Source organism: Mesorhizobium sp. WSM4821 (assembly GCF_055901555.1).
In genome coordinates this window covers 6,189,242-6,211,057 of sequence record NZ_CM148371.1, presented here as the reverse complement: position 1 = coordinate 6,211,057, position 21,816 = coordinate 6,189,242, and the positions used below count along the sequence as shown (strand labels likewise).

Sequence of the window (21,816 nt, the reverse complement as noted above, 5' to 3'; positions counted from 1 at the left end):
AGCAGGCCTATGTCGGCATGGACAACCGCGCGGCCGGCGAGACCGCGGCCAATCCCTCGGCGAGTGGCTCGGGGGCGGGCCGGCGCACATCCTCGTCACCATCAGCAGTAGCCGGTTTCGCGGCGAGGAGGAACGCAAGATAGGGTTCAGGCAAGCGCTTCGCGAGCGTTATCCCGCCTGGGCATCGTCGAAGTCAGTGAGGGCCATCCGATTGCCCGCCTGGATGACGTTGCCCATCACGACTGTGCCGATGTCGTCGCCCGAAAGTCCGGCGCGTCGAAGGGTTTCCCGAACGACGATGGCGCCGAGTTCGGTCGCGGGCACACTCTTGAGCGTGCCGTTGTAGGCGCCGATCGCGGTGCGAACCGGATGGCCGACTATGATGTGGGGTCTGCTCATGGTTTTCTCCTTGTCCGGGTGGTGGCGTTGTTGGCGCAGCGTTCGGGCGACGCATCAGCGCGCGAGGAATTCAAGCGCCTTCTTCACGAAGGTCTCGTGATATTGAAAAATGCCGCCGTGCCCGGCGTCCTCGTAGAGGACGAGTTCTGCAATCGGCAGGCGGCGCGCCAGGTCGATCGAGTTGCTGCTCGGCACCATCTTGTCCTGATCGCCGTTGGCCACCAGAACAGGTGGCCGGATCGCGCTTAGATCCTGCCGCGCCTGCATGCCCCAGGCCTTGATCGCCTTGAGCTGCCTAAGGAATGTCGTCATCGTGATCGGCTTGTCGCGATCCGCCTTTCGCTCCTTCAACCGTTCCAAAAAGGCTTTCGCGGCGCGACGACCATTCGCCGTCGAGGTGAAGAAGAGGTAGAATTTCGGGTCCCGGAACGTCAGCATCCCCTTGATGATGAGCGGCCATGACACGGCCCCCACCTTATCGATGCCTTCGCCCCCAGCCGGGCCGGTGCCGGTCAGGATGACCTTGCGGACAAGGCCGGGTTCTTTCAGCGCAATGTCCTGCGCCACGAAGCCGCCAAGCGAGAAACCGAGCAGATCGATTTGCGTGAGGCCCAGCGCGCGGATGAAGGCAATCGCGTCGTTCGCCATCTTCGCTATTGTGAGCGGCGCCTTCCCGCCCGATGCGCCGACGCCCCGGTAGTTGTAGGCGATCACGGGCGTGGTCGCGGCGAGGCCCTCGACGATGCGCGGATCGAAATTGTCCAAGGTGGCGCCCCAATGATTCAGCATGAACACCGGTACACCGGCCGTGGGTCCGAGTTGCCGGTAGACGAATGTCGTGCCTGCAACATCGACGCTCTTGGTCCCCGTATCTTTCCAGGTGATTATGCTGCTGGTACGTGGCGGATGAGACTTGGTCATGTTCTTCTTCTTGCTATCGGATTTTGACGACGACCTTGCCTTTTGATCGTCCCGTTTCGATGTAAGCCAAAGCTTCATTGGTCGCTTCGAATGGGAATATCCGATCCATGATTGGGCGAATGGTCCCGGCTTCGATCAGCGATGTGATCTGGCTCAACTGCTCGCCGTTTGCGCGCATTAACAGGAATGAATAGCTGACGCGATGGCGCTTGGCTTTCCTCCGGATGCCGAAGCTCAGCAGGCGCACGATCTGTTGCAGAACCCAGTTCAGTCCTTGTCCCCTGGCGAAATCAGGGTCCGGCGGGCCGGTGACAGAAATCAGTTTGCCGCCGGGCTTCAGCACGCTCAGGGATTTTTGGAGTGTGTCGCCGTCCAGGCTGTTCAATACCACGTCGTAGCCGGCCAGGACTTTCTCGAAGTCCTGCTTCTTGTAGTCAACGACGACATCGGCGCCAAGGCTTCTGACCAGCTCGACATTCGGCGTACTCGTCGTCGTCGCGACCGTGGCACCAAGATGCTTCGCCAACTGAATGGCGAATGTACCCAAGCCACCTGAGCCCGCATGGATGAGAACCTTTTGCCCCTTCTTCAATTTGGCTCGCTCGACCAGGACCTGCCAGGCGGTCAAACCGACCAGGGGGATGGATGCCGCTTCCTCCATAGTGAGGTTCTTGGGCTTCAGCGCCACGTCGGCTTCGTTCATGGCAATGAATTCCGCGAATGTCCCGACCCGGCCATCGCGTGGCCGAGCATAGACCTCGTCACCCGGTTTGAATTGCCGGACCTTCGATCCGACCCGAACCACAACCCCGGCCACGTCGTGTCCCAGGATGAAGGGCGGGCGATTGGGCAGGATGAGCTTGAACTCTCCATCCCGGATCTTGGAATCCAGAACATTGAGCCCGGCCGCGTGGATCTCGACCAGCACATCGTCTTGCCCTGGCGCGGGCTCCGGCATGTCGCCGAAGCGCAGGGCGCTCTTCTTTTTGTATCGATCGACGACGAAGGCCTTCATAATAGTGTTCTCCGATCTCTCATCACAGCCAGCCTTGGCTGGAACTGCTGCGCGCGGCGGCGAATGGTCAGGGGTGGCTTGCGGCTGCGATGGCGGGATAATCGGTATAGCCCGCGGCACCCCCACCATAGATCGTGGCAGGATTGATCTGCGCCAGCGGCGCGCCGGTTTGCAGCCGCTCCACCAGATCGGGATTGGCGATGAAGGGCCGGCCGAAGGCGAACAGGTCCGCCTTGCCTTCGGCAAGCCGTGACGCCGCGAATTCGAAGTCGTAGCCGTTGTTGGCGATATAGGTGTTCGTGAAGCGGCGACGGAGCGATCCGAAATCGAACGGCGCAACATCGCGAGGCCCGCCCGTGGCGCCCTCGACGACGTGGATGTAGACGATGCCCAAGGCATCGAGCTGATCGACGATGTAGTCGAATTGTGTCTGGGGGTCGCTGCTGGAAACGCCGTTGGCCGGCGAGACGGGCGAAATCCGGATGCCGGTGCGTTCAGCGCCGATCTCCTCGACGACCGCAGCTGCAACCTCCAGCATCAGCCGAGCGCGGTTCTCGACAGAACCGCCATAGGCATCTGTACGGGCATTGGCGCCATCTTTGGCAAACTGATCGAGCAAATAGCCGTTGGCGCCGTGGATCTCGACGCCATCGAAACCGGCCGCAATGGCGTTCGCAGCCGCCTTCCGGAATTCATCGACAATACCCGGCAGTTCATCGAGTTCGAGCGCGCGCGGCTCCGAGACTTCGACGAAGCCGTTGTTGACGAACGTCTTGGTCTCAGCCCGGATCGCCGAGGGCGCCACGGGCGCGGCGCCGTTCTCCTGCAGATCGACGTGCGAGACGCGGCCGACATGCCAGAGCTGCAAGAAAATCCGCCCGTCCTCGGCGTGCACGGCGGACGTTACCTTGCGCCAGCCGTCGATCTGCGCCTGGGAGTAGATGCCGGGCGTGTCCTGGTAACCCTGTCCCTGTTGCGAGATCTGCGTGGCCTCGGAAATGATCAGCCCAGCCGAGGCGCGCTGGCCGTAATACTCCGCGGCGAGATCGCCTGGAACGAAGCCCGGGTCAGCGCGATTGCGCGTCAGCGGCGCCATCACAATACGATTGGAGAGGGTCAGCGAGCCGAGAGTATAGGGCTCAAACAGCGTTTTGTTGGTCATAGGTCACCTTTGTTTGACCCCGGCGGTGGCGGGGTCGACTAACGAAATGGCTTGGCTGGCGCTCACGCGACGGTGCGATACCGCTCGGCGGGACGTTCGTTCCGATAGTTCGGAAGCATGGCCTGGCGCGCGGCCTGAAGCGCGTCCCACTGCCCGGCATCTGGAAGCGGCGGAATGGTCACCAGTTCGCCGCGGTCGAAGCCGACCAGCGCCGCATCAACGAGGTCGTCCACCTCCATCACGTTGGAGAGCGTGTTGACGTCGGCGCCGACGTGGCCCCAGATCTCGGTCCGCGTCGTGGCGGGCAGCACGGCCTGGACGTAGACGCCCTTCGGTTCGAGCTCGAGGCTGAGCCCCTGCGACAGAAACAGCACGAAGGCCTTGGTTGCGCCGTAGACCGTCATGCCGAACTCCGGCGCCAAGCCGACCACTGAGCCAATATTGACGATCGCCCCTTCGCCGGCCTTCGCAAGACGCGGGGCGATGGCGCTGGCAAGCCGCAGAAGCGCGGTCGTGTTGAGCGCAACCAGCCGCGCAACGTCATCGGTGCTCTGCTCGATGAAGCTTCCGCCGATGGCCGTTCCGGCATTGTTGACGAGGATGCCGATGCGGGCGTCGTCGCGCAGCCTCGTCTCCACTGTTGCAAGATCGGCAGGCTGCGTAAGGTCGGCCTTGACGATGTCGATCGCCACGCCGGTCTCCTGACGCAGGCGCGCCGACAGCGCCTCCATCCGCGTCCGGTCACGGGCGACTAGCACGAGGTCGTGGCCGCGGCGGGCGAAGCGCTCGGCATAGGCGGCGCCGATGCCGGTGGAGGCGCCGGTGATGAGGACTGATGGAATGGTGGTCATGGGATTGCTCTTTTCTCCGATTGAATTATATTCATGACGGTTATCATGATTGCCTCTAAATATGATGGCCATCATCTAAATGTCAATGGGGCTGGTGGAGAATTTTGAAATGAAGGTCAGTCGAGAGCAGATGGCGGAGAATCGTCGCCGGATCCTGGACGCGGCCAGCCGGCTGTTCCGCGACAAAGGGTTCGACGCGGTCAGCGTGGCGGAAGTGATGAACGCCGCCGGCCTCACTCATGGCGGCTTCTATGGTCACTTCAACTCGAAGGACGACCTGATCGCGCAGACCCTTGCCCATGTCCTCGCCGCGGACTCAGGCGGAGGGGGCGATTTTCGTGCTTATGTGGATGACTATCTTGCGCCCCGTCATCGCGACAACGCCGCCGGTGGTTGCCCGACGGCAGGTCTTGCCGCGGCTATCCGCCATCAGACCCCGGCCGCACGCTCGGCCATGACCGAAGGCCTTCGGTCGCAGATCGACCGTATCGGCAAGGCGCTCCCAGAGCTGGATGCGGCAGACAGACGCCGCGCGGCGATCGGAAGCTTTGCGGCGATGGTAGGGGCCGTGATCCTCGCCCGGGCGATCGACGACACTGCGCTTTCGGACGAGATCCTGGAACAGACGCGTGCGTGGATCAATGCCGGGCTTGAACAACAGTCAGCTGGTTAGCCCAGCTGGTGTGTTGCCTTGTGCATCTCACTTTGGGGATTGCCTCGTCGGCCGCGACCGGGTGCTTGAGCCGTTCGAATCCATTTGTTTGATCAATCGCCCAGACGCCCAGCGCTCAGCGCACGGGCATAGGTCTCTCGATTCATAAGCGGCAACTCGCCGGTGGCGTTGGTCGCAGCAATGTAGTTGAGCATCAGCTGCTGAGCTTCCCTTGACTGATCTCGCACGAGAAACTCGGCGTGCTCGAGCTGCAAGCCCTCTTCCAGCGGGAGCGAACTGCCAAAGTAGATGGATCGCTTGATCGCCCCGAGAGACTTCTTGGGCCGTAGGCTCAGATATTCTGCACGTTCTATCGCGCGGGCAAGCACCTCGTCCTGAGGAACAATCTCATCGACTGCGCCGAGCGCGAGGGCTTCCGCTGGCGTGAATGGCTTGCCTTCGAGAATGGCGGCTAACGATCGCTGGGCGCCAATCAATCGAGGTAATCGCTGGGAGCCGCCACCTCCTGGTGTAAGCGCGAGTAGTACTTCGGAAAGGCCGATGACAAAGTCTCCGTCCGCCATGATGCGCAAATCACACGCCCAGGCGAACTCCGCGCCAACGGCAAGCGCTGAGCCATTGAGTGCGGCGATAAAGATAGTGCCGCTTGCATTCATCTTCAGGAAGGTCGCGTGGAAGCTATCGAGCTGCAAAAGTGTCTTGAGTCGCGTCATTCCCGCGAGCGTTCTGACAATCGGCACTTTATTTATGAGTCTCGCCATGCGGGTAACAATCCCCGCGATGCGTGTATTGATGGGCGGGAACCCGACACCACCCTGTTGGAGCCACGTAACATCGGAGTGGCTCAAGAATCGATCCGGGTGCGTGCCGGTGAAGACGACCGCATGAATGTTCGGGTCGCGGTCTGCGCGATCGACTAGCTCTTTTAGTTGCTTAGTAAGCGCAGCATCGAACAGCGCATGCGGGCCTCCGTCGATGCGTGCGACGAGGACTGCCCCGCGCTCTTCGATATCGATGTGACCGCGGGAGCCTGTTTCGGTTTTGCGGGAATCTGATGTCATCTCTGTCTCCTAAACGCTGGAGTTTGACCAGCAACCTGTTGTTGAATTGCACCTCGCCGCAGCGCTAGCGCTGGCAACTAGGCGCCCCAGACCAAGCGGGCGGCTGACCTGTCGTGTGCGTCCGTTCGGCCGCCGTTGAGTGCTTGGTCCAGTGCCGTCGTCTGAGCCTTGACGAAGGCTCGGGAGATGGCAGCTTTCGCTTCGATGGCGTCGAAGTTGTGGTAGGCGCCGGGCACTACGTGCAGGGTGCTGGCGACGCCGGCATGCTGCAGTCGCCGGGCGTAGGTGACGTCCTCGTCGTGGAACAGGTCGTTGGTGCCGACGCCGATCCATGCGGGCGGCAGGCCGGAGAGATCTTCGTAGCGGGCCGGCGCGGCCAGCGGGGGGACGTTGCGGTCCGCGGCGGCGGGGCCGAGGTAGGAGCGCCAGCCGAACCGGTTACTGGCCGGGCTCCAGAGGCGGAGCCGCTGCGGGTCGATGTCGGTGCGAGTGGTGGTCCGGTCATCCAGCATCGGGTACGACAGCAGTTGCAGCACCGGACGGATCTCGCCGCGTTCCTTGGCCAGCAGCGCCAACGCGGCGGCCAGACCGCCGCCAGCGCTGGCGCCGCCGATGGCGATGCGTGCGGGGTCGATGTCGGATTGGCGGGCGAGCCATTGCAGCGCGGTGTAGCAATCTTCCAGCGGCGCCGGGAACGGGTGCTCGGGCGCGAGCCGGTACTCCACCGAGACGACGACGATGTTGAGCTGATCGGTGATCCGGCGGCAGAAGCCGCTGTCCTGCGCCGCGTCGCCGAGCACCATTCCGCCGCCGTGGATCCACAACAGTGCCGGACTCCGAGGCCGGGCCGAAGCCGGACGGAAGACGTGTACTGACACGTCGGCGTCCACGGATACGACCTGCGCGTCCGGCCGCCGGGTGATCCCGGTGAGCTTGGTGAGGACACGCAGCGCCGGAAGCGTTCCGGCCGTGATGATGGTGCGCGGAAGGAACCGCGCGGCTCGCAGCTGTGGGTTGAAGGGTTGCTCGGTCATCGTGTTCCTGTCTGATGGGAGGGCGACGTCGCCGGGTGTGCCGGGGCCTGTCGCGGAAATGAGGGTCATGGTCGGGCGTCCACCAGGGCCAGGGCGTTGCGGAGGCCCTGATCGAGCAGGGCGTCGGAGAGTTGTCGGTCGGTCAGGGCGCGGCAGAGTTGCAGCGTCCCGGCCATCAGGCCGAGGAGGCTGAGCGCCTTCACGCGGGCCGAGAGCGGATCTCCGGGTGCCATGCGGGCGGCGAGGCTGTCGATGACGACCAGCACGCTGTCGGTGTACGCCTGCCTGATTGCGTCCGCGCTGCGCCCGATCTCATCGAGCAGGGCGGCGTTGGGGCAGCCGTCGCCGGGGTTGTCCCGGTGGTCGGTTGACAGGTACCAGCGCACAATCTGTTCGAGGCCGGCCCGGCCGGGCTCCGCCAGCTCGACGATGCTCGCGTGCAGTGTGTGCAGTTGGTCGGTGACCGCCTCCGCGACGAGGCTGTCCTTGGATTCGAAGTGGGCGTAGAAGGCGCCGTTGGTCAGGTCCGCGTCCTTCATGAGCGTCGCGACTCCGGAGCCGTCGATACCGTCCCGCTTGAGCCGTCGACCGGCCGTCGCAATGATCCGCTGCCTTGTTTCCTGCTTGTGTTCTTTCGTGTAACGCACCATGCGTTCCTCTATCTCAGCCGGGGTTGCGCTCCGGATACCGTTATGTCCAGGTCAGTGTACTGGTTGGTGGATCTCGGCATCCGGTTGAATCTGCGGATGACGCGGTCGAAGATCCGGGCCGGGGCGACACGGTACACCGCGTTGATGATCCGGGCGGTCGTACCGGCGGTTCGCCGTAGTTTTGGGTTCCGGTCGGTGGCCGCCGCGACGATCACCTTGGCGACGACGGCGGGGTCGTCGCCGTTGCTGAGGTTCTTCTCCAGCAGTTCGTCGTAGTTGCGCCGTCCCGCCGCGTAGAGCGGCATGGGGGTGTCGGCCTCCACGCTGTGGCCTGCGAACGGAGTGTTGATCGGGCCGGGCTCGACGAGCAGGACCCGGACGCCGTAATCGCGAACCTCGTGGTCCAGCGACTGGGAGTAGCCCTCGACCGCGTGCTTGGTCGAGACGTAGAGAGCCATGAACGGGCTGGGGACGAACCCGCTGAGGGAGGAGACGTTGATGATGCGCCCGCGGCCTTGGGCGCGCATTTGCGGCAGGACCGCCTTGGTCGTCCGCATGACGCCGTAGACGTTAATGTCGAAGATGTCCTGCGTCTGGGTAATCGAGAACTCCTCGGCTGCGCCGGTTGTGCCGACGCCGGCGTTGTTGACCAGGACGTCGATGTGCCCGAACCGGTCGATCACCTGCTTGACCGCTGAGGCGACCGATTCGTCGCTGGTCACGTCGAGGTCGAGGTAGGTCACCCCGGCGGGCGAGGCGAGTTTCGCGGTGTTGCGGCCGGTTCCGATCACCTGGAAACCTGCGGCGGCCAAGGCGATCGCTGTGGCCTTGCCGATGCCTGAGGAGGCGCCTGTTACGAGCGCAACCTGCGGAGTTGTTGTCATCATGAGCTCCTGAAGTTTTGAATTACGTTCATACGACAATAGCCGTTGGGCGGTCGCAAGGCAAGGATTAAATTATGTTCGTACTCTCAAGGAGGGGCGAGACGTCGACCACAGCGGCCCGGACGGGTGAAGGTATGCCGGTCTCGTATGAGCCGGCCTTCGAGACTCGAACTGGATTGTGTCTGCGATCCAGCGACCGTGGTCGAGGTCCTGGAGGGCTATCTGGCGACGCTGATCGTCGATGGCCGCAGCCTCTGTTGAAATCATGGATGTTGCAGCTGATTTGCAATCCGGTGCGTATGCCATCCGAACGGTGGCCCCATCGGAGTGAATGACCGCTATCCGCGTTTCGACGCCAAAAAAGCAGACAAGCAGCTTTCGGCCCCGAAACGGACGTTCCAGCCTGCATCTTATTCCGCTGCCACGCCGCCAGTTCGCTCATGGTGGTCTTGAACAGGATCGAACCGCAGACCCTGTAGCCGCACGGCCGGGAAAACCGGTGCGGCTAATGCTTCGAACGGTAGCTTGCGCCGCAAGTCAGATGACTTGCTTTTCCATTTACCGGAAGCGGACATGGTGGTGAATTGCGCGCGATTGCACCAACAATGCACCAATTTTTTGAGTTGGCTATTTAGCCGTCACTCCAAGAAGCGACCCCTCGGCTTTGCAATAGCTGAGATGCGGCGACTGTGCGAGATTGAGCCTTGCAGCCATATTGACTAGTGCGGGAAGGGAACCGGCCTTCATCTTTCGCATAACCTGGCCGCGATGCGCCTTTACTGATCTCGCTGATGCCGAGCTCGAAGCCTATCTGCTTGTTCAACAGTCCCGTCACAACCAGCGCCATGAGAGGGGGTCGGTTCGACTGGCTGCGACTTTCTCGCGACGGTCGGAGGTTGGCGCTTTACGCGCGGCGACCCCCTCTGTCGCCTCCATGGCGCTTTGTTCTTGATCTCACGGTTAGTGGCACGCGAATAGGCCTCGAGCGGAGCCGCAAGGTCAGCGCCGGGCGAGGGGGGACCGCACAGGCATCGGCGATCCTTGATGCTTGTCCATGAAATCCGCGAAGTGCGTCCAGAAGGATGCGCGGCGGCGGGGCTCATGAAGGAACCTGGCAAGTTCCTATTGTTTGTCTTGTCGTAAATAGACCCTGCCGAGGAAGGCCGGCTCGCCGGAGCGCCGGCCGCCCAATGAGCCTGCCACCAGTACGATAAGCGTCAGCAAGTACGGCAAAGTCATCATGAGATAGACAGGAACGTCGGCGCCTATGGCTTGTAGTCTGGGCACAAGCGCATCCGCACTTCCGAAAAGAAGCGCACCCCAGAGAGCTCGAGCCGCATTCCAGCGCGAAAAGATGACGAGCGCAACGGCAATCCAGCCGCGCGACGCGACCATTCCCTCCACCCAGACATGACTTGTGGCGACTGAGAGATAGGCGCCGGCGAGACCACAAAACAGCCCGGACGCCAGGACAGCCCCGAACTGAACCAGTTGCACGTCGATACCCGCGACATCCGCGGCGGCCGGGTTTTCCCCGACGGACCTCAACCTGAGGCCACGTCGGCTTTTGGAAAGCCACCACCAGAGCGCGCCGACCAGGATCGGCAGCGCCAGCGTAACCGGGTCCTGCACCGCAAAAATGCGGCCGAATGCCGAACCGCGGTCTATCCCGAAGAGGTCGCCAAGGGTGGAAATGCCGGAGAAGGTCTTCTGCACGTAGGGTCGCCCCACGACCCCGGTGATGCCCAGTCCGATTGCGACGACGGCCAGGCCGGCGAGCGTATGATTGGCGCGCAAGGCGACTGTCGATATTGCGAACAGCAGCGCGAGAGCCATCGCGGCCGCTGAGCCGGCGGCAAGACCAACCCAAGGATCGGCTCCGGAAAGCACCGTCATCGCGCCGGTCATGGCACTGACCGCCATCAGCCCTTCCGCTCCAAGATTGAGAACGCCGGCTCTTTCGCAGATGATGAGGCCGAGGCTCGCCAGCAGCAACGGTGCCGCATAGCTCGGAATGATGGCAATCCAGCCGATCAGAAAATCCATGCAACTGCCCTTCCTTAGTTCTTCGGCCGTTTGAGCGAATAGGAGCTAAAGAACTGCGCCATCAAAATCGACATCAGTACCGCGCCTTGCATCAGCACGATCATCGCTTCGGAGATCGAGTAGAAGACCTTCAGGACATTCCCGGCGGTGAACACCGCGCCGAGCGCGAAAGAGATCACGACCACCCACAATGGCTTCGCGCGGGCCAGGTAGGCGATCACAATCGCGCTGAAGAGATAGCCGTTGCCGACGGACTGGTTGAGGCGGTGCTCCGTCCCCGCCACGATCATCATGCCGGCAACGCCTGAGAGAGCGCCGGAGAGCAGCACGAGCCCCACGGCTATGCTGAGCACCGGCAGGCCCGTGGCGAGCGCGGCCTTGGCGTTGAAACCTACAGCATCCGCGTAGAAGCCGACCCGGCTGTGTTCCATGACGAACCAGATGGACAATGCGATAACGGCGACCAGGAAGATTCCGGCATGCAACTGCCCCCATCCCAGAACGGGAAACCAGCTCGCCTCGGGAAAAGTGGCGGTCACGGGAAAGCTGTTGGAAGGGTCTCTCCAGACCCCGAACAGAAGATGCTGCACGAGCAGAAACGCGACGCTTCCCAGCAGCAGGGTCGAAATAACCTCGTTAACGCCCCACTTGAGTTTCAGAAAAAGCGGAATCGCAATCCAGGCGGCTCCCGCAAGCGCTGCCAGAACGAACATCGCCGGCAACCTCAGCACTTCAGGCCCGCTGCCGTTCAGCGCCACCCAGGTTGACGCGATCGCGCCGAGCCATAGCTGGCCCTCCACGCCGATGTTCCAAAACCGCACGCGCATGGCAACGGCGGAGGCGAGGCCGACGAGCACCAACGGTAAAGCGGCCGTCGCCGTCTGGGAGAGGCCGTCCGAGGTAAGAAAAGTTGTAATCAGGAACTCATCCACAAGAGCGCTTGCCGGCACGCCCGCATGCACGAGCAGCACCGCCGAAACCGTCAGCCCGACCAACAGTCCGCCAACATAACTGAGACTGGTCAACAAGAAGCCGGGATTTTGCCTGCGAACAAGGAAAGCTGTGTCAAGCATGGCCTGCTAAAAGGCCTCCTATCCATTCAGGCGTGACGTCGCCGGTCTGACGGCAGCCGGCGATCCTTCCTCTGTTCATGACGGCCACCCGATGGGACAGGGACATGACCTCCTGGAGATCCTCGCTGATCAGAAGGCAGGCCGCGCCGGCTTCCACAGCTCCGCGGATTGCCGATCGGACGAACTCGGCCGCTTTCATGTCCAGCCCGCGAGAAGGGGAATGCGCTATGAGAACCTTCAGGCCGCGATCGAGCTCCCGCGCGAGCAACACTTTCTGCGCGTTTCCCCCCGAGAGCAAAGAGGCGGGCCGTTCCGGCGTCGCGCCGCGGATATCGAACGCATCGATGGCCTCGGCGGCCTTCTCGCGCATCGCCCGCCGGCTCAGGCGAAACGGACCGCCGAAGCTACCGCTGGCGACGGTCGTGAGCGCGAGATTGTCGGCAATGGAAAGCTCCCTGATCAACCCGCTGTCAAAGCGGTCGGAGGGGATGACGCGCAAGCCGGCCTCGCGGCGCTGGTCTGGCCTAGCGGTGGATATGTCATCGCCATCCAGTACGATCGCGCCGGCACCGGCACGGTCGAGTCCGAGAAGGCAGGCAACGAGTTCCTCCTGCCCGTTTCCGCCGACGCCGGCGATGCCAAGAATTTCGCCGACATGCAGCTCGAACCCGAGATCGTTCAGGCTTTGCCCGTGAGCGGTCGCCCGTGCGGAAAGCCTTTCCACGCTCAGACACACATCGCCCGGCCGAGATAACGGCCGGCCCGCAACCGTCAAGGCATCGCCGACCATCAGCCGCGCCACCTCGGCTTCGGTGACGTTCGCAACCCGCGCACCGTCAAGCACGGTCTCGCCGTGCCGCATGATCGTTACCCGGTCGCAGAAAGCGGCAACCTCCCGGAACTTGTGCGTGATCAAAACCACGGCGTGACCTTGCCTCGACAATCGCTGGGTAAAAGAGAGGAGCGTGCGCGCTTCCTCGTCGGTCAGCACCGCCGTCGGTTCGTCCATGACCAGAATTCGGGCGCCCAGAAGCATGACCTTGATGATCTCGGCGCGCTGGCGTTCGGCGATCGAAAGGTTCGCTACCAGCTTGTGCGGATCGACGGGCAGGCCGATCTCGCTCGACTTGGCGGAAACGACCGCCGCCGCATCGGTCAGCGTTTTCACAGCAGCCTTGCGGCCGAAGCCGAGGAGAACATTTTCGGCAACCGTAAAACTCTCGACCAGCCGGAAATGCTGATGGACCATGCCGAGACCGGCGGCGGCGGCTTCCAGCGGGCTGCGCAAACTGATCGCTTCGCCGTCGATCGATTGGTCGCCCCCGTCAGCTACATAGACGCCGGCCGCGACGTTCATCAAAGTGGACTTGCCTGCACCGTTCTCACCGACGATGGCATGCACCTCCCCCCATTCGAGACAGAAGGACGCATCGCGGAGCGCGGCTTTGCCGTCAAACGACTTGCCTATGCCGCACATCAACAGAGCCGCCGGCGTGCCCGGCGGTTGTCGCATGTCGCCTGCTTGCGGAAGCGCCGTCGTCATTACTTCGCCGGCATGGTGCCTGTGACACCATCGACGAAATAGTCCATCGACCAGAGCGCCGCATCGTCGACCTTCCCGCCGGCATCGACAACGATGGTGCCGTCTTGCTTTTTCAGAGGGCCTTGGAACGGATCAAGCTTGCCGGCGATGATCTCCTGCTTTGCTGCCTCGACCTTTGCCTTGGTCTCCTCGGAAACCGAGGCGCCAAAAGGAGCGAGATCGACCACGCCGGTTTCAAGGCCTTCGAAGGCGCCGTATTCCTCGGGTTTCCAGTTGCCGTCGATGATCTCCTTGATCGTCGGCACAAGATATTTCTCCCAGCGGAAGATGACGGAGGTCTGGATCGTCCGCGGCGCGGCATGCGACATGTCGAGCTGAAAGCCTATCGAAGGAACGCCTGCCTTTTCGGCGGCGTCGAGCGCCGAGGTCGCGCTCAGATTCGTGGCGAGCACGTCGGCCTTCTGGTCGAGAATGGCCTGGGCGATCTGCCCTTCCTTCACCGGGTCCCACCAGGAGTTGGCGAAGACCGCGACCGTTTCGATCGTAGGATCGACCGAACGGGCCCCGAGTGCAAAACTGTTGATATCCCAGTTCACCACGCCGACCGGAAAGCCGGCGAGGATGCCGATCTTCTTCTTCGTCTTCGTCGCCTGTCCTGCCGCGATGCCTGCAAGGTACCAACCCTGGTAAGTGCGGGCATAGAAGCTTTCCATGTTGGCTCCATTCTCCGTGCCCGAAGCACTGAGAAACGCCACATTCGGATAGGCCTTGGCCGCTTCGGCCATTGGGGCGCTGTAGCCATAGGTGGTGCCGATTATGATGTTGAAGCCGCGCTTGACGTAGAGATCGATCGCCGCGCGCAGCTTCGTGGCCTCTTCCGGTATGTTCTCCGTCACCGAGACGGGCACCTGTAGCTGTTCCTCCACGGCCTTGCGGCCGGCCTCAAGGGCTTCGTTCCATCCGCCGTCTTGCGCCGAACTTGCGTAGATGAACGCGACCTTGGGCGATCCTTCCAGAGTAAAGGCATAAGCGCCGGACGCAGCACAGGATGCGAAAACCGTGGCCGCCGCCGCGAACAGGCGAACTGAGTCGGACGGCTTCGTGTTGCGCTCTTTCATTTCGTGGTTCCCCTTGTTTTTCTTTGATTTTCTCAGCCGGAAGCATGCCGCGCCCATGCAGCTTCCCTGCACGGTGACGATTGCCGCCGGAGCGTCTTTTTTGATTTGGCAAAAGCGAATTGGCTCTTGTGGAGTGCATAACAGCCGATTACGTTCGTTCATGCAACAAAAATAATCATGCTCATTTTTTGGGCATTTTGTGCAGAAATGTGAACGATCAAATGAACACCGATGCTCTGGCATCATTTGTAAAAATCGCGGAACTGCGGTCATTGTCCGCCGCGGCGAAGTTGTACGGCCTGCCCAAATCCACGCTCAGTCTCCGGCTCAAGCAGCTTGAAGACGATCTGAAGGTCGCTCTGTTCGAGCGCTCCGGCCGTGTCCTGTTGCTCACGGAAGCAGGGCAAACCCTGCTCGGTCACGCGCGGCAGATCCTGCAAAGCTGCGATACGGCGCGGGCAGCCGTGACGGAACTGAGCGACGACGTGACCGGAACCTTGCGGATCGGCGCCACGGGGGAGTTCGGCACGGCCTACTACACGCAGATGCTCATGGCGTTCAGAAAGCTCTACCCCAAGGTCGAAATCGAACTCACCTTCTTTTCGCCGCACGTTCTCTACGCGCCGGAGAGCCTCGATATGCTCGACGCCGTGATTTCATGGGACGAAGGTATCGAAGGCGGCGAAACGCTCTCCACCGCAAAATTCGCACTCTTTGCCAGCAAGAGCTATGTCGAGCGTGCCGGGATGCCACGAAAACCCGCCGATTTGGCGGAACACCAGGGCATTGTCTATCGCACCTCGGCGGGCCTGCAGCACTGGCGGCTACAGAAAGGTACCGCGCAGGAAAGTATCCTGCCGCGCAGCAACCTGATCGCCAACGAATACTGGACTATCAAGTACTTCGCCGTTGCGGGCGAGGGCATTGCCTATCTGCCGCACTTCTTCACCACGATCGAGTGTGAACGCGGCCACCTCATCCCGTTGCTCGACACATGGGAGTCCGCGGAAAAGCGGGTCAGCATCCGCATATCGCGCCCGCACGCTCCGTCGCGTAAGATGACCGCGTTCATGGATGTCTGCGGCCGCTACTTCTCGCCCGGCTTCGTTTTCACGGGGCCGCGCTACTACGTCGAAACAATCTTCGATGCAAGCCAGCAAGAAAAGGGAACAGAAAAATGAAGGTCCTTGAAACCGGTAACGGCGCGCGTGCAATGAAAGGGGGAGGGCTCGACCCGCAGCGTGTCAGCTTCGACAAGATCCCAATCATCGATCTCGAGCCCATGTTCACAGGCGACGAGGCGGCCAGGCGAAAGCTCGCCCAGGAACTGCGCCAGGCCTGCACGGAAGTCGGCTTCCTCTATATCAAGAACCATCGCGTTCCGAAGGATGTCATCGATGCCACGTTTGGGGTGGCGGAGGTGTATTTCGCCGAATCCGACGACGTGAAGATGGAGAATCACGTTTCCAATTCAAAGAATAATCGCGGTTATGCGGCAATATTGGAGGAGAATACGGATCCGACCGCGCGCGGAGACCTGCACGAATCCTATGATATTGCGCTGGATGTGCCGGCCGACGATCCGGACGTGAAGGCCGGCAAAGTACTCTACGGTCCCAACCAGTGGCCAGCGGGCAGGCCGGAATTCCGAACGGCACTGGAAGCCTACCATGCCGAGATGCTGACGCTGAGTGGCCACCTGCTCCATGCCTTTGCTCTGGCTCTGGGGTTGGAGGAGACATATTTCGACCTGCTGGTCGGCAAGCCGCTCGCAACTTTGCGGGTGCTCCACTATCCACCGCAGTTTGGCGAGATCGATGACCGCCAGATCGGCATTGGGGCTCATTCGGACTATGAGTGCTTCACGATCCTGGCCCAGAAGGATGGTATTTCAGCCTTGCAGGTACTGAATGCAACAGGCGAGTGGATTGCGGCCGATCCCGTCCCCGGCTGCTTCGTCGTCAATGTGGGAGATCAGATGGCGCGTTGGACCAATGACCTTTTCGCCTCGACCGTCCACCGCGCGGTGAACCGTTCCGGCAAAGAACGCTATTCGATCCCGTTCTTCTTCGGTCCAAACTATGATGCCGTGATCGAGGTGCTTCCCAGTTGCGTTGATGAGGATCATCCTGCGAAGTACCCCCCGATCACGTCGGGCGAATACGTCAACGGCCGCTTCAAGGCGACATTTGCGCACTATGCCGCGCAAAGCGAGGCCGGCGCCGAAACCGCGGCTTAAGCGGATAATCCTGTCATGCGCGGCCGCTCCTGTGGCCGCGCATCGCATACCCGCCGTCCGTTGACCGAGATCAATATGATAGGTTCCCTCGATGGGTAGCGTCGGGTTAACTGGTTAGTCTCTCATGTTCCCTGTCAAGGCTGAGCGCAAGACGGATGGTCTGCTCGGCGTGGGCGAAGCAGTTGGATCGGGTGAAGCTGCACAGGGCTGGGGGTGGAGCTCAGAGACGACGGTTGATCAGACTCTCATCCGCGGGTTGGATACCGCCTTCCGTGTCTTCGTCTCGGGGCTGTCCTCTGTCTAGAGGGCGGGCGTCGAGCGGGTTGGCTCGGCCACATAACTAGCGACGGGAGTTCCCCACCGTGGCCCCACCCCCAACGCTGTGCAGCGGGTCGGGTCGAGACCTGTCTATGACGGTGCGACCTCCCGACCGATAGCCCACAAGAAGGCGGCCATCTCGCGTGCGATCGCGGCCACGACCACCGGTGGCTTCTTGCCGGCGGCGTTCAGCCGGCGATAGCGAGTGCAGAGCCTGATTTGCGCCTTCCAGGCGATGTCGCGGACAGCCTTCGGCAGACCCTCGAGCCGGAGCCTCAGCGCTTCGCTAACCCTGGCGGGGTAGCGGTAAGTCCAAGCCGCTTCGACCAAGGCGCGGCGGGCGCGTCGATTGCCGGCGAGCGTAAGGCTCGACCGGCGGACCGTATCGCCAGTCGAGCGCTCTCCCGGAACCAGGCCGAGGAAGGCCATCAACTGCGGCGGCGTATCGAAGCGGCGCACATCCCCGATCTCGGCCGCGAAGATCACTGCGACCAGGAACGAGGCGCCGCGCATCGCCTGATAGGCCTCGACGACCCGTGCCATGGACCAGGTCGGCACGATGGTGCGCAACTGCTCGTCCAGGCGGCGTAGCCGCTGAGCGGCGTCCTCGATCGCGTCGATCTTCTCCTGGAAGACAATCTGCTGCGCCGTATGCTCGAAGCTCTGGCGGGCAAGCCAGCGCCGGTGCGCCAATGTCCAATGACCGCCGCCCTCGTAGATCCGGCCATGGCGCAGAAGGAAGGAGAGCAGTTGCTGGCGTTTACGGCGCAGATCGTCGCCTGCAGTTTCCCGGGCCCGAACCAGATCGCGGACAGCCTCATGGACGACGTCCGGCACCCACACTCCAGTCAGCTCGCCCGCCCGATGCAGCCGCGCCAGCGTGACCGCGTCCCGTCGGTTCGTCTTGATCCGCTCGCCCGACCGCTTCGGGATCAGGGCCGGCGCAACCACCATGCAGTCGTGACCAAGATCGCGAACCTGCCGGCACAACCCGTAACCCGTCGGCCCGGCCTCGAAGCAGACGTGCAGTCGATCATACTTCTTTCCCAGCTTCTTGATCGTCCGCTCTATCGCTGCAGGACTATTTTCGACCTCGCCGACAAACCGGACCTCACCGGTGCGGTCGCCCTCCGCGATCGCAACCGCATGCTTCTTCTTGGCTACATCAAACGCAACAAATGCTTCGCTATACTCTCCCATGGCTCGTCCTCCGTGCGTGAGGATCGGCTCGGCCCATCCGAGATGGGGTATTCGGCTTGAGCCTCATCTTCGGGCGACAATGCATGGTGGATAGGTTGAAGGTGCTGCGCTTCGAGCTGATGGTTAGACGTGGGTCTGTTGGAACAGCCACAAGCATCAGAAGGAGAAGCGCAGCATGAAACATTATGCCGGATTGGATGTCTCCGTAAAAGAGACCGCAATTTGCATTGTCGACGAAACAGGCAAGATCTGCCGGGAGATGAAGGTGCCGAGCCATCCCGAGGATCTTGTGCGGGTGCTCTCGGATCCTGCCTGGACCTTTGAGCGGATCGGCCTCGAGGCCGGGCCGCTGTCGCAATGGCTGTTCAGCGGCCTGGCCGAAGCCGGCCTGCCGGTGATCTGCATCGAGACCCGCCACACCAAGGCCTTCCTGGAGGCGCAGCCGAACAAATCCGACCGCATTGACGCCCGTGGCATTGCCCAGATGATGCGGGTCAACCTGTTCCGCCCGGTCCATGTCAAGACGCTGACGAGCCAGAAGCGCCGGGCCCTGCTGATGGCGCGCAAACTCTTGCAGGATAAGGCGATCGCCATCGAAAACGACATCCGCGGGCTGTTGCGCAACTTCGGTCTCAAGGTTGGGATGGTCGGCGCCGTCAAGTTCGAGCCCCGCATCCGCGAGCTCACCGAAGGGATGCCCGATCTGGCCGAAATCGTCGAGCCGCTGCTCGAGGCGCGCAGCAAGCTGCGCGAGAATTTTGCCGCGCTTCACCGCAAGCTTCTGGCGATCGTCCAGGATAACGAGGTCTGCCGGCGGCTGACGACGATACCGGGCGTCGGTCCGGTGGTGGCGCTGGCCTATACCGCGACCATCGACATTCCGGCCCGCTTCCGCAACTCCAAGGCGGTCGGACAGATCTTGGGGCTGACGCCGGTGCTCCATGAGTTGGGCGAAAGCCGCCGCATCGGCCGGATCTCCCGCTGCGGCGATGGCATGATGCGAACGCTGCTTTACGAAGCCGCGCAGACCCTGCTAACGCGCGTGACGAAATGGTCGTGGCTGAGGGCGTGGGCGATGAATGTCGCTAGGCGGCGCGGCCGACAGAGGGCCATTGTCGCATTGGCTCGCCGGCTGGCGGTGATCATGCATCGCATGTGGCGCGACGGCACAGAGTTTCGTTGGACGCGACAAGACATCATGCCGAAGGCCGCCTGATTGTGCGCCCGACCATTGCAGCCTGCCGGCGCGCGCAGTGGGCCCGTCAAGGAGTTGTGTGCGTCAAGTTCTGCAAAATGGCGTGGCATTCAGCGGTGACGTTGGCGTGTCCGCCGCGCAGCCCCCGTGTTTAGCGGAGCGGCGGACATGGCGGGCCGCGTCTCAGGCGGCCAGTGCCCTCAAGTTCTCCTTCTTGTGCTCGCGCAGATGATCCATGTTGAGGTAGCGGGTCGCCTCGAGCCAGTTCTCGTGGATCTCCACCGCCAGTGCCCGAACCAGCCGCAGACAGCTCTGCGGGTTGGGGAAGATGCGGACGACCAGGGTGCGCCGCTTGATCTCCTGGTTTAGCCGCTCCAGCATGTTCGTCGACTTCATGTGCTTGTGATGCGGCAGCGGCAGCCGGTAGAAGCTCAGCGTCTCCTCGATGTTGTTCTCCACCCAATCCACCAGCTTCGGGTATTTGGCCTGCCATTTGGCGATCCACTGCGCCAGGTCGCGCTTGACCTCGGCGAGGTCGCGCCGGTCATAGAACCATCTGAGCTCCATCAGGCAATCGTCATCGACCTTGCGCGGCACATAATCGAGCGCGTTTCTGAGGAAGTGCACGTAACAGCGCTGCCAGACTGCCTCGGGCAGGACTTCGCGGATCGCTGCCCTGAGCCCCGGATGGTCGTCGGAGACGACGAACTCGACGCCGGCGAGCCCGCGCTGCTTGAGCCCTGCCACGAACGCGCGCCAGCTCGAATGGCTTTCCCGGTTGGCCAGTTCGACACCGAGCACCTGGCGCCGGCCCTCCCAGTCGACCCCGATCGCCACCAAGACCGCCTGGCTGGCGATCACGCCGGCCTCGCGCGCCCGCTCATAGCGCGCGTCCAGGATGAGGTACGGGTAAGGTTCGGCAAGCCGCTGCTCAAAGAACGCCTTCAGCGCTTCATCCAGCCGCGCCGTCGCCTCGCTCACCGTCGAGGCCGAGAAGGAATGGCCGCACAGCTCCTCGGTGATCGCCTTGACCTTGCGCGTCGACACGCCTTGCACGTACATCTCGACCAGCGCCGACACCAATGCCTTCTCCGAGCGCTGATAACGCTCGAACAACTCCGTCGAGAACCGGCCGGCCCGATCCTGCGGAACCCGAAGCTCCAGCACGCCAACCCGCGTCACAAGCTTGCGCTCATAATAGCCGGACCGGTAGCCAACCCGCTCCGCCCTCCGCTCGCCTTTCTCGGCCCCGATCGCCTCCGTCATCTCGGCTTCCAAAGCCTCCTGCACCACAGTCTGCAAAACTCTGCGGAAGCCGTCCTCATCCGACAACAGCAACGCTTTCAACTCGCCTCTGCTCAGTCTAACGTCTGGCTTGGTCATGGCACTCCCCTTCCACGGGAATCGGTGGTCGTAACGTCACCAGCGTGCCATGGCCGCCCCTCGCCTCAGAGCAAGGGCTGTTCTCTCTCCAAAGCTTTTTGCAGAACCTTCAGGACACTATCCGTCAAGGGCAAGTCGCGGCGCGCTGACCTTCGGCCACCCTTGACCGACCACTGCGCGCGCCGGCCGAGCCGAAACCAGGTCGGGGACGGCCAAACACGGAGATGAAAACATGATCGCAGAGCGAGCGTGACAAGGATCACCCCATAAGGTTCCACCAGCCGGGTGGAAAGAGCGTCCTTCGCGGGACGATGAATGAGGTGAGTTCGCGAGGGTTGCAGTACCGGTCGCATCACAACGATCAGGACGCTTCCGAGATTGTTCCGCCTCATTCTTCTGATCCCCATCAAGGCGACGGCCGAGCGCCGATCCCGCAGAGAAGCATGACCCCGCGAAAGACGTCACGCACCGGCGAAGCGGAAAGCTCGACAAGCGCTTGACTTCAACACGCCGAATAGAGAAGCAACCCTCGTCTCTTAATCGCACGAAAGGGCGGGCCACCGATCTCAGCCTTGGAACATGACGTCTAGGGGCGAATTCACTGCCGACCACTCTAAGCGAACCGCCAGAAGTTAAGCTGCGTGCTTTCAGCGAGCCGACCTTACCTCCAGAACCTAAAGAAACTAAATGCCACAGGCGCCTCGTTGACCCAGCTGCGGCGCATAAGCTTCAACTTTGGCTAGCTCATGATGCCGCAGCATCACAGCAGTCCAGTCAATGGTAATAGATGTCCAAGCGCATCAAATCGTTCACTGACTCTGCAACGACCCTGAGGATCGCGCCGCGCCTCCCTGATGCTCTGGCAGCGGCCCTCTTTGTAAGATCGGACGCACGGCTCGCCCCATATTGGTCAACAAGGCGACGAGCAAGTTCGTGAACCCTGGTCAAATATCGCCATCTTTGAGATATGCATTCGGTCAATGAGCGAATGTCCAAATGGTGCAATGCCAAGCTGTGCCGCGCTTTGATTCGCATTTTCGATCCCCATCGA

18 protein-coding genes and 3 pseudogenes are annotated in these 21,816 nt (G+C 62.1%); 5 read left to right on the top strand and 16 right to left on the bottom strand.

Annotation, left to right across the window (positions count from 1 at the left end):
* Window positions 1–5: 5 nt before the first annotated feature.
* A pseudogene (locus AC0NID_RS30340) lies at window positions 6–207 on the top strand (LacI family transcriptional regulator); the annotation flags it as partial.
* Here the strand turns inward: AC0NID_RS30340 and AC0NID_RS30335 are convergent.
* The 5 genes and pseudogenes from AC0NID_RS30335 to AC0NID_RS30315 all read right to left on the bottom strand — a co-directional run.
* Window positions 205–399, bottom strand: a pseudogene (locus tag AC0NID_RS30335) (thiolase family protein); the annotation flags it as partial. The pseudogenes AC0NID_RS30340 and AC0NID_RS30335 overlap by 3 nt on opposite strands.
* A gap of 54 nt (window positions 400–453) precedes the next feature.
* Window positions 454–1,320: an alpha/beta fold hydrolase gene (locus AC0NID_RS30330; protein WP_473456367.1), complete on the bottom strand. Its 867-nt coding sequence runs from the start codon at window positions 1,318–1,320 to the stop codon at window positions 454–456.
* 13 nt (window positions 1,321–1,333) lie between these two features.
* A complete protein-coding gene (locus tag AC0NID_RS30325) occupies window positions 1,334–2,335 on the bottom strand; it encodes an NADP-dependent oxidoreductase (RefSeq protein ID WP_473456366.1) in 1,002 nt (333 codons plus the stop codon).
* A 67-nt stretch (window positions 2,336–2,402) separates the two neighbouring features.
* Window positions 2,403–3,497, bottom strand: coding sequence for an alkene reductase (locus AC0NID_RS30320; RefSeq protein WP_473456365.1), 1,095 nt, complete (start codon window positions 3,495–3,497; stop codon window positions 2,403–2,405).
* A gap of 62 nt (window positions 3,498–3,559) precedes the next feature.
* Window positions 3,560–4,348, bottom strand: coding sequence for an SDR family NAD(P)-dependent oxidoreductase (locus AC0NID_RS30315; RefSeq protein ID WP_473456364.1), 789 nt, complete (start codon window positions 4,346–4,348; stop codon window positions 3,560–3,562).
* Between the two features lie 109 nt (window positions 4,349–4,457).
* Here AC0NID_RS30315 and AC0NID_RS30310 point away from each other — a divergent pair, with 109 nt between their 5' ends.
* Entirely contained in the window at window positions 4,458–5,021 is a 564-nt protein-coding gene (locus AC0NID_RS30310; RefSeq protein ID WP_473456479.1) for a TetR/AcrR family transcriptional regulator, read from the top strand.
* A gap of 92 nt (window positions 5,022–5,113) precedes the next feature.
* On the opposite strand, the gene AC0NID_RS30305 is transcribed toward AC0NID_RS30310, so the two are convergent.
* The 9 genes and pseudogenes from AC0NID_RS30305 to AC0NID_RS30265 form a co-directional block, all read right to left on the bottom strand.
* On the bottom strand, window positions 5,114–6,082 hold the full coding sequence (locus AC0NID_RS30305; protein WP_473456363.1) for an enoyl-CoA hydratase/isomerase family protein: 969 nt from the start codon (window positions 6,080–6,082) through the stop codon (window positions 5,114–5,116).
* Window positions 6,083–6,159: 77 nt separating this feature from the next.
* Complete coding sequence (locus tag AC0NID_RS30300; RefSeq protein ID WP_473456362.1) at window positions 6,160–7,185, bottom strand: alpha/beta hydrolase; 1,026 nt, start codon at window positions 7,183–7,185, stop codon at window positions 6,160–6,162.
* A complete protein-coding gene (locus AC0NID_RS30295; protein ID WP_473456361.1) occupies window positions 7,182–7,766 on the bottom strand; it encodes a TetR/AcrR family transcriptional regulator in 585 nt (194 codons plus the stop codon). Before AC0NID_RS30295 ends, AC0NID_RS30300 begins: the two co-directional genes overlap by 4 nt.
* A gap of 8 nt (window positions 7,767–7,774) precedes the next feature.
* Window positions 7,775–8,653: an oxidoreductase gene (locus AC0NID_RS30290; protein ID WP_473456360.1), complete on the bottom strand. Its 879-nt coding sequence runs from the start codon at window positions 8,651–8,653 to the stop codon at window positions 7,775–7,777.
* Between the two features lie 624 nt (window positions 8,654–9,277).
* A pseudogene (locus AC0NID_RS30285) lies at window positions 9,278–9,500 on the bottom strand (LuxR C-terminal-related transcriptional regulator); the annotation flags it as partial.
* A 272-nt stretch (window positions 9,501–9,772) separates the two neighbouring features.
* The gene (locus AC0NID_RS30280; RefSeq protein WP_473456359.1) at window positions 9,773–10,696 is read right to left on the bottom strand and encodes an ABC transporter permease; all 924 of its coding nucleotides are present in this window, start codon (window positions 10,694–10,696) and stop codon (window positions 9,773–9,775) included.
* Between the two features lie 14 nt (window positions 10,697–10,710).
* Window positions 10,711–11,769 carry an ABC transporter permease gene (locus AC0NID_RS30275; protein WP_473456358.1) on the bottom strand — a complete coding sequence of 353 codons (1,059 nt, stop codon included), beginning with the start codon at window positions 11,767–11,769 and terminating at the stop codon, window positions 10,711–10,713.
* Window positions 11,762–13,312, bottom strand: coding sequence for an ABC transporter ATP-binding protein (locus AC0NID_RS30270; RefSeq protein WP_473456357.1), 1,551 nt, complete (start codon window positions 13,310–13,312; stop codon window positions 11,762–11,764). The genes AC0NID_RS30275 and AC0NID_RS30270 overlap by 8 nt, the downstream gene beginning before the upstream one ends.
* Complete coding sequence (locus AC0NID_RS30265) at window positions 13,312–14,430, bottom strand: BMP family ABC transporter substrate-binding protein (RefSeq protein WP_474033368.1); 1,119 nt, start codon at window positions 14,428–14,430, stop codon at window positions 13,312–13,314. The genes AC0NID_RS30270 and AC0NID_RS30265 overlap by 1 nt, the downstream gene beginning before the upstream one ends.
* A 221-nt stretch (window positions 14,431–14,651) precedes the next feature.
* On the opposite strand from AC0NID_RS30265, the gene AC0NID_RS30260 reads away from it, so the two are divergent.
* Together AC0NID_RS30260 and AC0NID_RS30255 are read left to right on the top strand one after the other, a co-directional pair.
* Window positions 14,652–15,611, top strand: coding sequence for a LysR family transcriptional regulator (locus AC0NID_RS30260; protein WP_127268795.1), 960 nt, complete (start codon window positions 14,652–14,654; stop codon window positions 15,609–15,611).
* Window positions 15,608–16,669 (top strand): isopenicillin N synthase family dioxygenase, encoded by a 1,062-nt coding sequence (locus AC0NID_RS30255; RefSeq protein WP_473456355.1) that lies wholly within the window; start codon window positions 15,608–15,610, stop codon window positions 16,667–16,669. The genes AC0NID_RS30260 and AC0NID_RS30255 overlap by 4 nt, the downstream gene beginning before the upstream one ends.
* Window positions 16,670–17,077: 408 nt before the next feature.
* Here the strand turns inward: AC0NID_RS30255 and AC0NID_RS30250 are convergent, their stop codons facing one another.
* A complete protein-coding gene (locus tag AC0NID_RS30250; RefSeq protein ID WP_474033367.1) occupies window positions 17,078–18,187 on the bottom strand; it encodes an IS110 family RNA-guided transposase in 1,110 nt (369 codons plus the stop codon).
* Between the two features lie 175 nt (window positions 18,188–18,362).
* On the opposite strand from AC0NID_RS30250, the gene AC0NID_RS30245 reads away from it, so the two are divergent.
* The gene (locus AC0NID_RS30245) at window positions 18,363–19,403 is read left to right on the top strand and encodes an IS110 family RNA-guided transposase (protein ID WP_474033366.1); all 1,041 of its coding nucleotides are present in this window, start codon (window positions 18,363–18,365) and stop codon (window positions 19,401–19,403) included.
* A gap of 162 nt (window positions 19,404–19,565) precedes the next feature.
* On the opposite strand, the gene AC0NID_RS30240 is transcribed toward AC0NID_RS30245, so the two are convergent.
* On the bottom strand, window positions 19,566–20,765 hold the full coding sequence (locus tag AC0NID_RS30240; RefSeq protein ID WP_473459523.1) for an IS256 family transposase: 1,200 nt from the start codon (window positions 20,763–20,765) through the stop codon (window positions 19,566–19,568).
* Between the last annotated feature and the right edge of the window lie 1,051 nt (window positions 20,766–21,816).

Coding starts and splice junctions, on each gene's coding strand:
- AC0NID_RS30325 (WP_473456366.1), bottom strand. CDS start 2,335: ATGAAGGCCTTCGTCGTCGATCGATACAAAAAGAAGAGCGCCCTGCGC.
- AC0NID_RS30265 (WP_474033368.1), bottom strand. CDS start 14,430: ATGAAAGAGCGCAACACGAAGCCGTCCGACTCAGTTCGCCTGTTCGCG.
- AC0NID_RS30290 (WP_473456360.1), bottom strand. CDS start 8,653: ATGATGACAACAACTCCGCAGGTTGCGCTCGTAACAGGCGCCTCCTCA.
- AC0NID_RS30240 (WP_473459523.1), bottom strand. CDS start 20,765: ATGACCAAGCCAGACGTTAGACTGAGCAGAGGCGAGTTGAAAGCGTTG.
- AC0NID_RS30245 (WP_474033366.1), top strand. CDS start 18,363: ATGAAACATTATGCCGGATTGGATGTCTCCGTAAAAGAGACCGCAATT.
- AC0NID_RS30305 (WP_473456363.1), bottom strand. CDS start 6,082: ATGACATCAGATTCCCGCAAAACCGAAACAGGCTCCCGCGGTCACATC.
- AC0NID_RS30280 (WP_473456359.1), bottom strand. CDS start 10,696: ATGGATTTTCTGATCGGCTGGATTGCCATCATTCCGAGCTATGCGGCA.
- AC0NID_RS30275 (WP_473456358.1), bottom strand. CDS start 11,769: ATGCTTGACACAGCTTTCCTTGTTCGCAGGCAAAATCCCGGCTTCTTG.
- AC0NID_RS30315 (WP_473456364.1), bottom strand. CDS start 4,348: ATGACCACCATTCCATCAGTCCTCATCACCGGCGCCTCCACCGGCATC.
- AC0NID_RS30260 (WP_127268795.1), top strand. CDS start 14,652: ATGAACACCGATGCTCTGGCATCATTTGTAAAAATCGCGGAACTGCGG.
- AC0NID_RS30295 (WP_473456361.1), bottom strand. CDS start 7,766: ATGGTGCGTTACACGAAAGAACACAAGCAGGAAACAAGGCAGCGGATC.
- AC0NID_RS30320 (WP_473456365.1), bottom strand. CDS start 3,497: ATGACCAACAAAACGCTGTTTGAGCCCTATACTCTCGGCTCGCTGACC.
- AC0NID_RS30300 (WP_473456362.1), bottom strand. CDS start 7,185: ATGACCCTCATTTCCGCGACAGGCCCCGGCACACCCGGCGACGTCGCC.
- AC0NID_RS30310 (WP_473456479.1), top strand. CDS start 4,458: ATGAAGGTCAGTCGAGAGCAGATGGCGGAGAATCGTCGCCGGATCCTG.
- AC0NID_RS30255 (WP_473456355.1), top strand. CDS start 15,608: ATGAAGGTCCTTGAAACCGGTAACGGCGCGCGTGCAATGAAAGGGGGA.
- AC0NID_RS30330 (WP_473456367.1), bottom strand. CDS start 1,320: ATGACCAAGTCTCATCCGCCACGTACCAGCAGCATAATCACCTGGAAA.
- AC0NID_RS30270 (WP_473456357.1), bottom strand. CDS start 13,312: ATGACGACGGCGCTTCCGCAAGCAGGCGACATGCGACAACCGCCGGGC.
- AC0NID_RS30250 (WP_474033367.1), bottom strand. CDS start 18,187: ATGGGAGAGTATAGCGAAGCATTTGTTGCGTTTGATGTAGCCAAGAAG.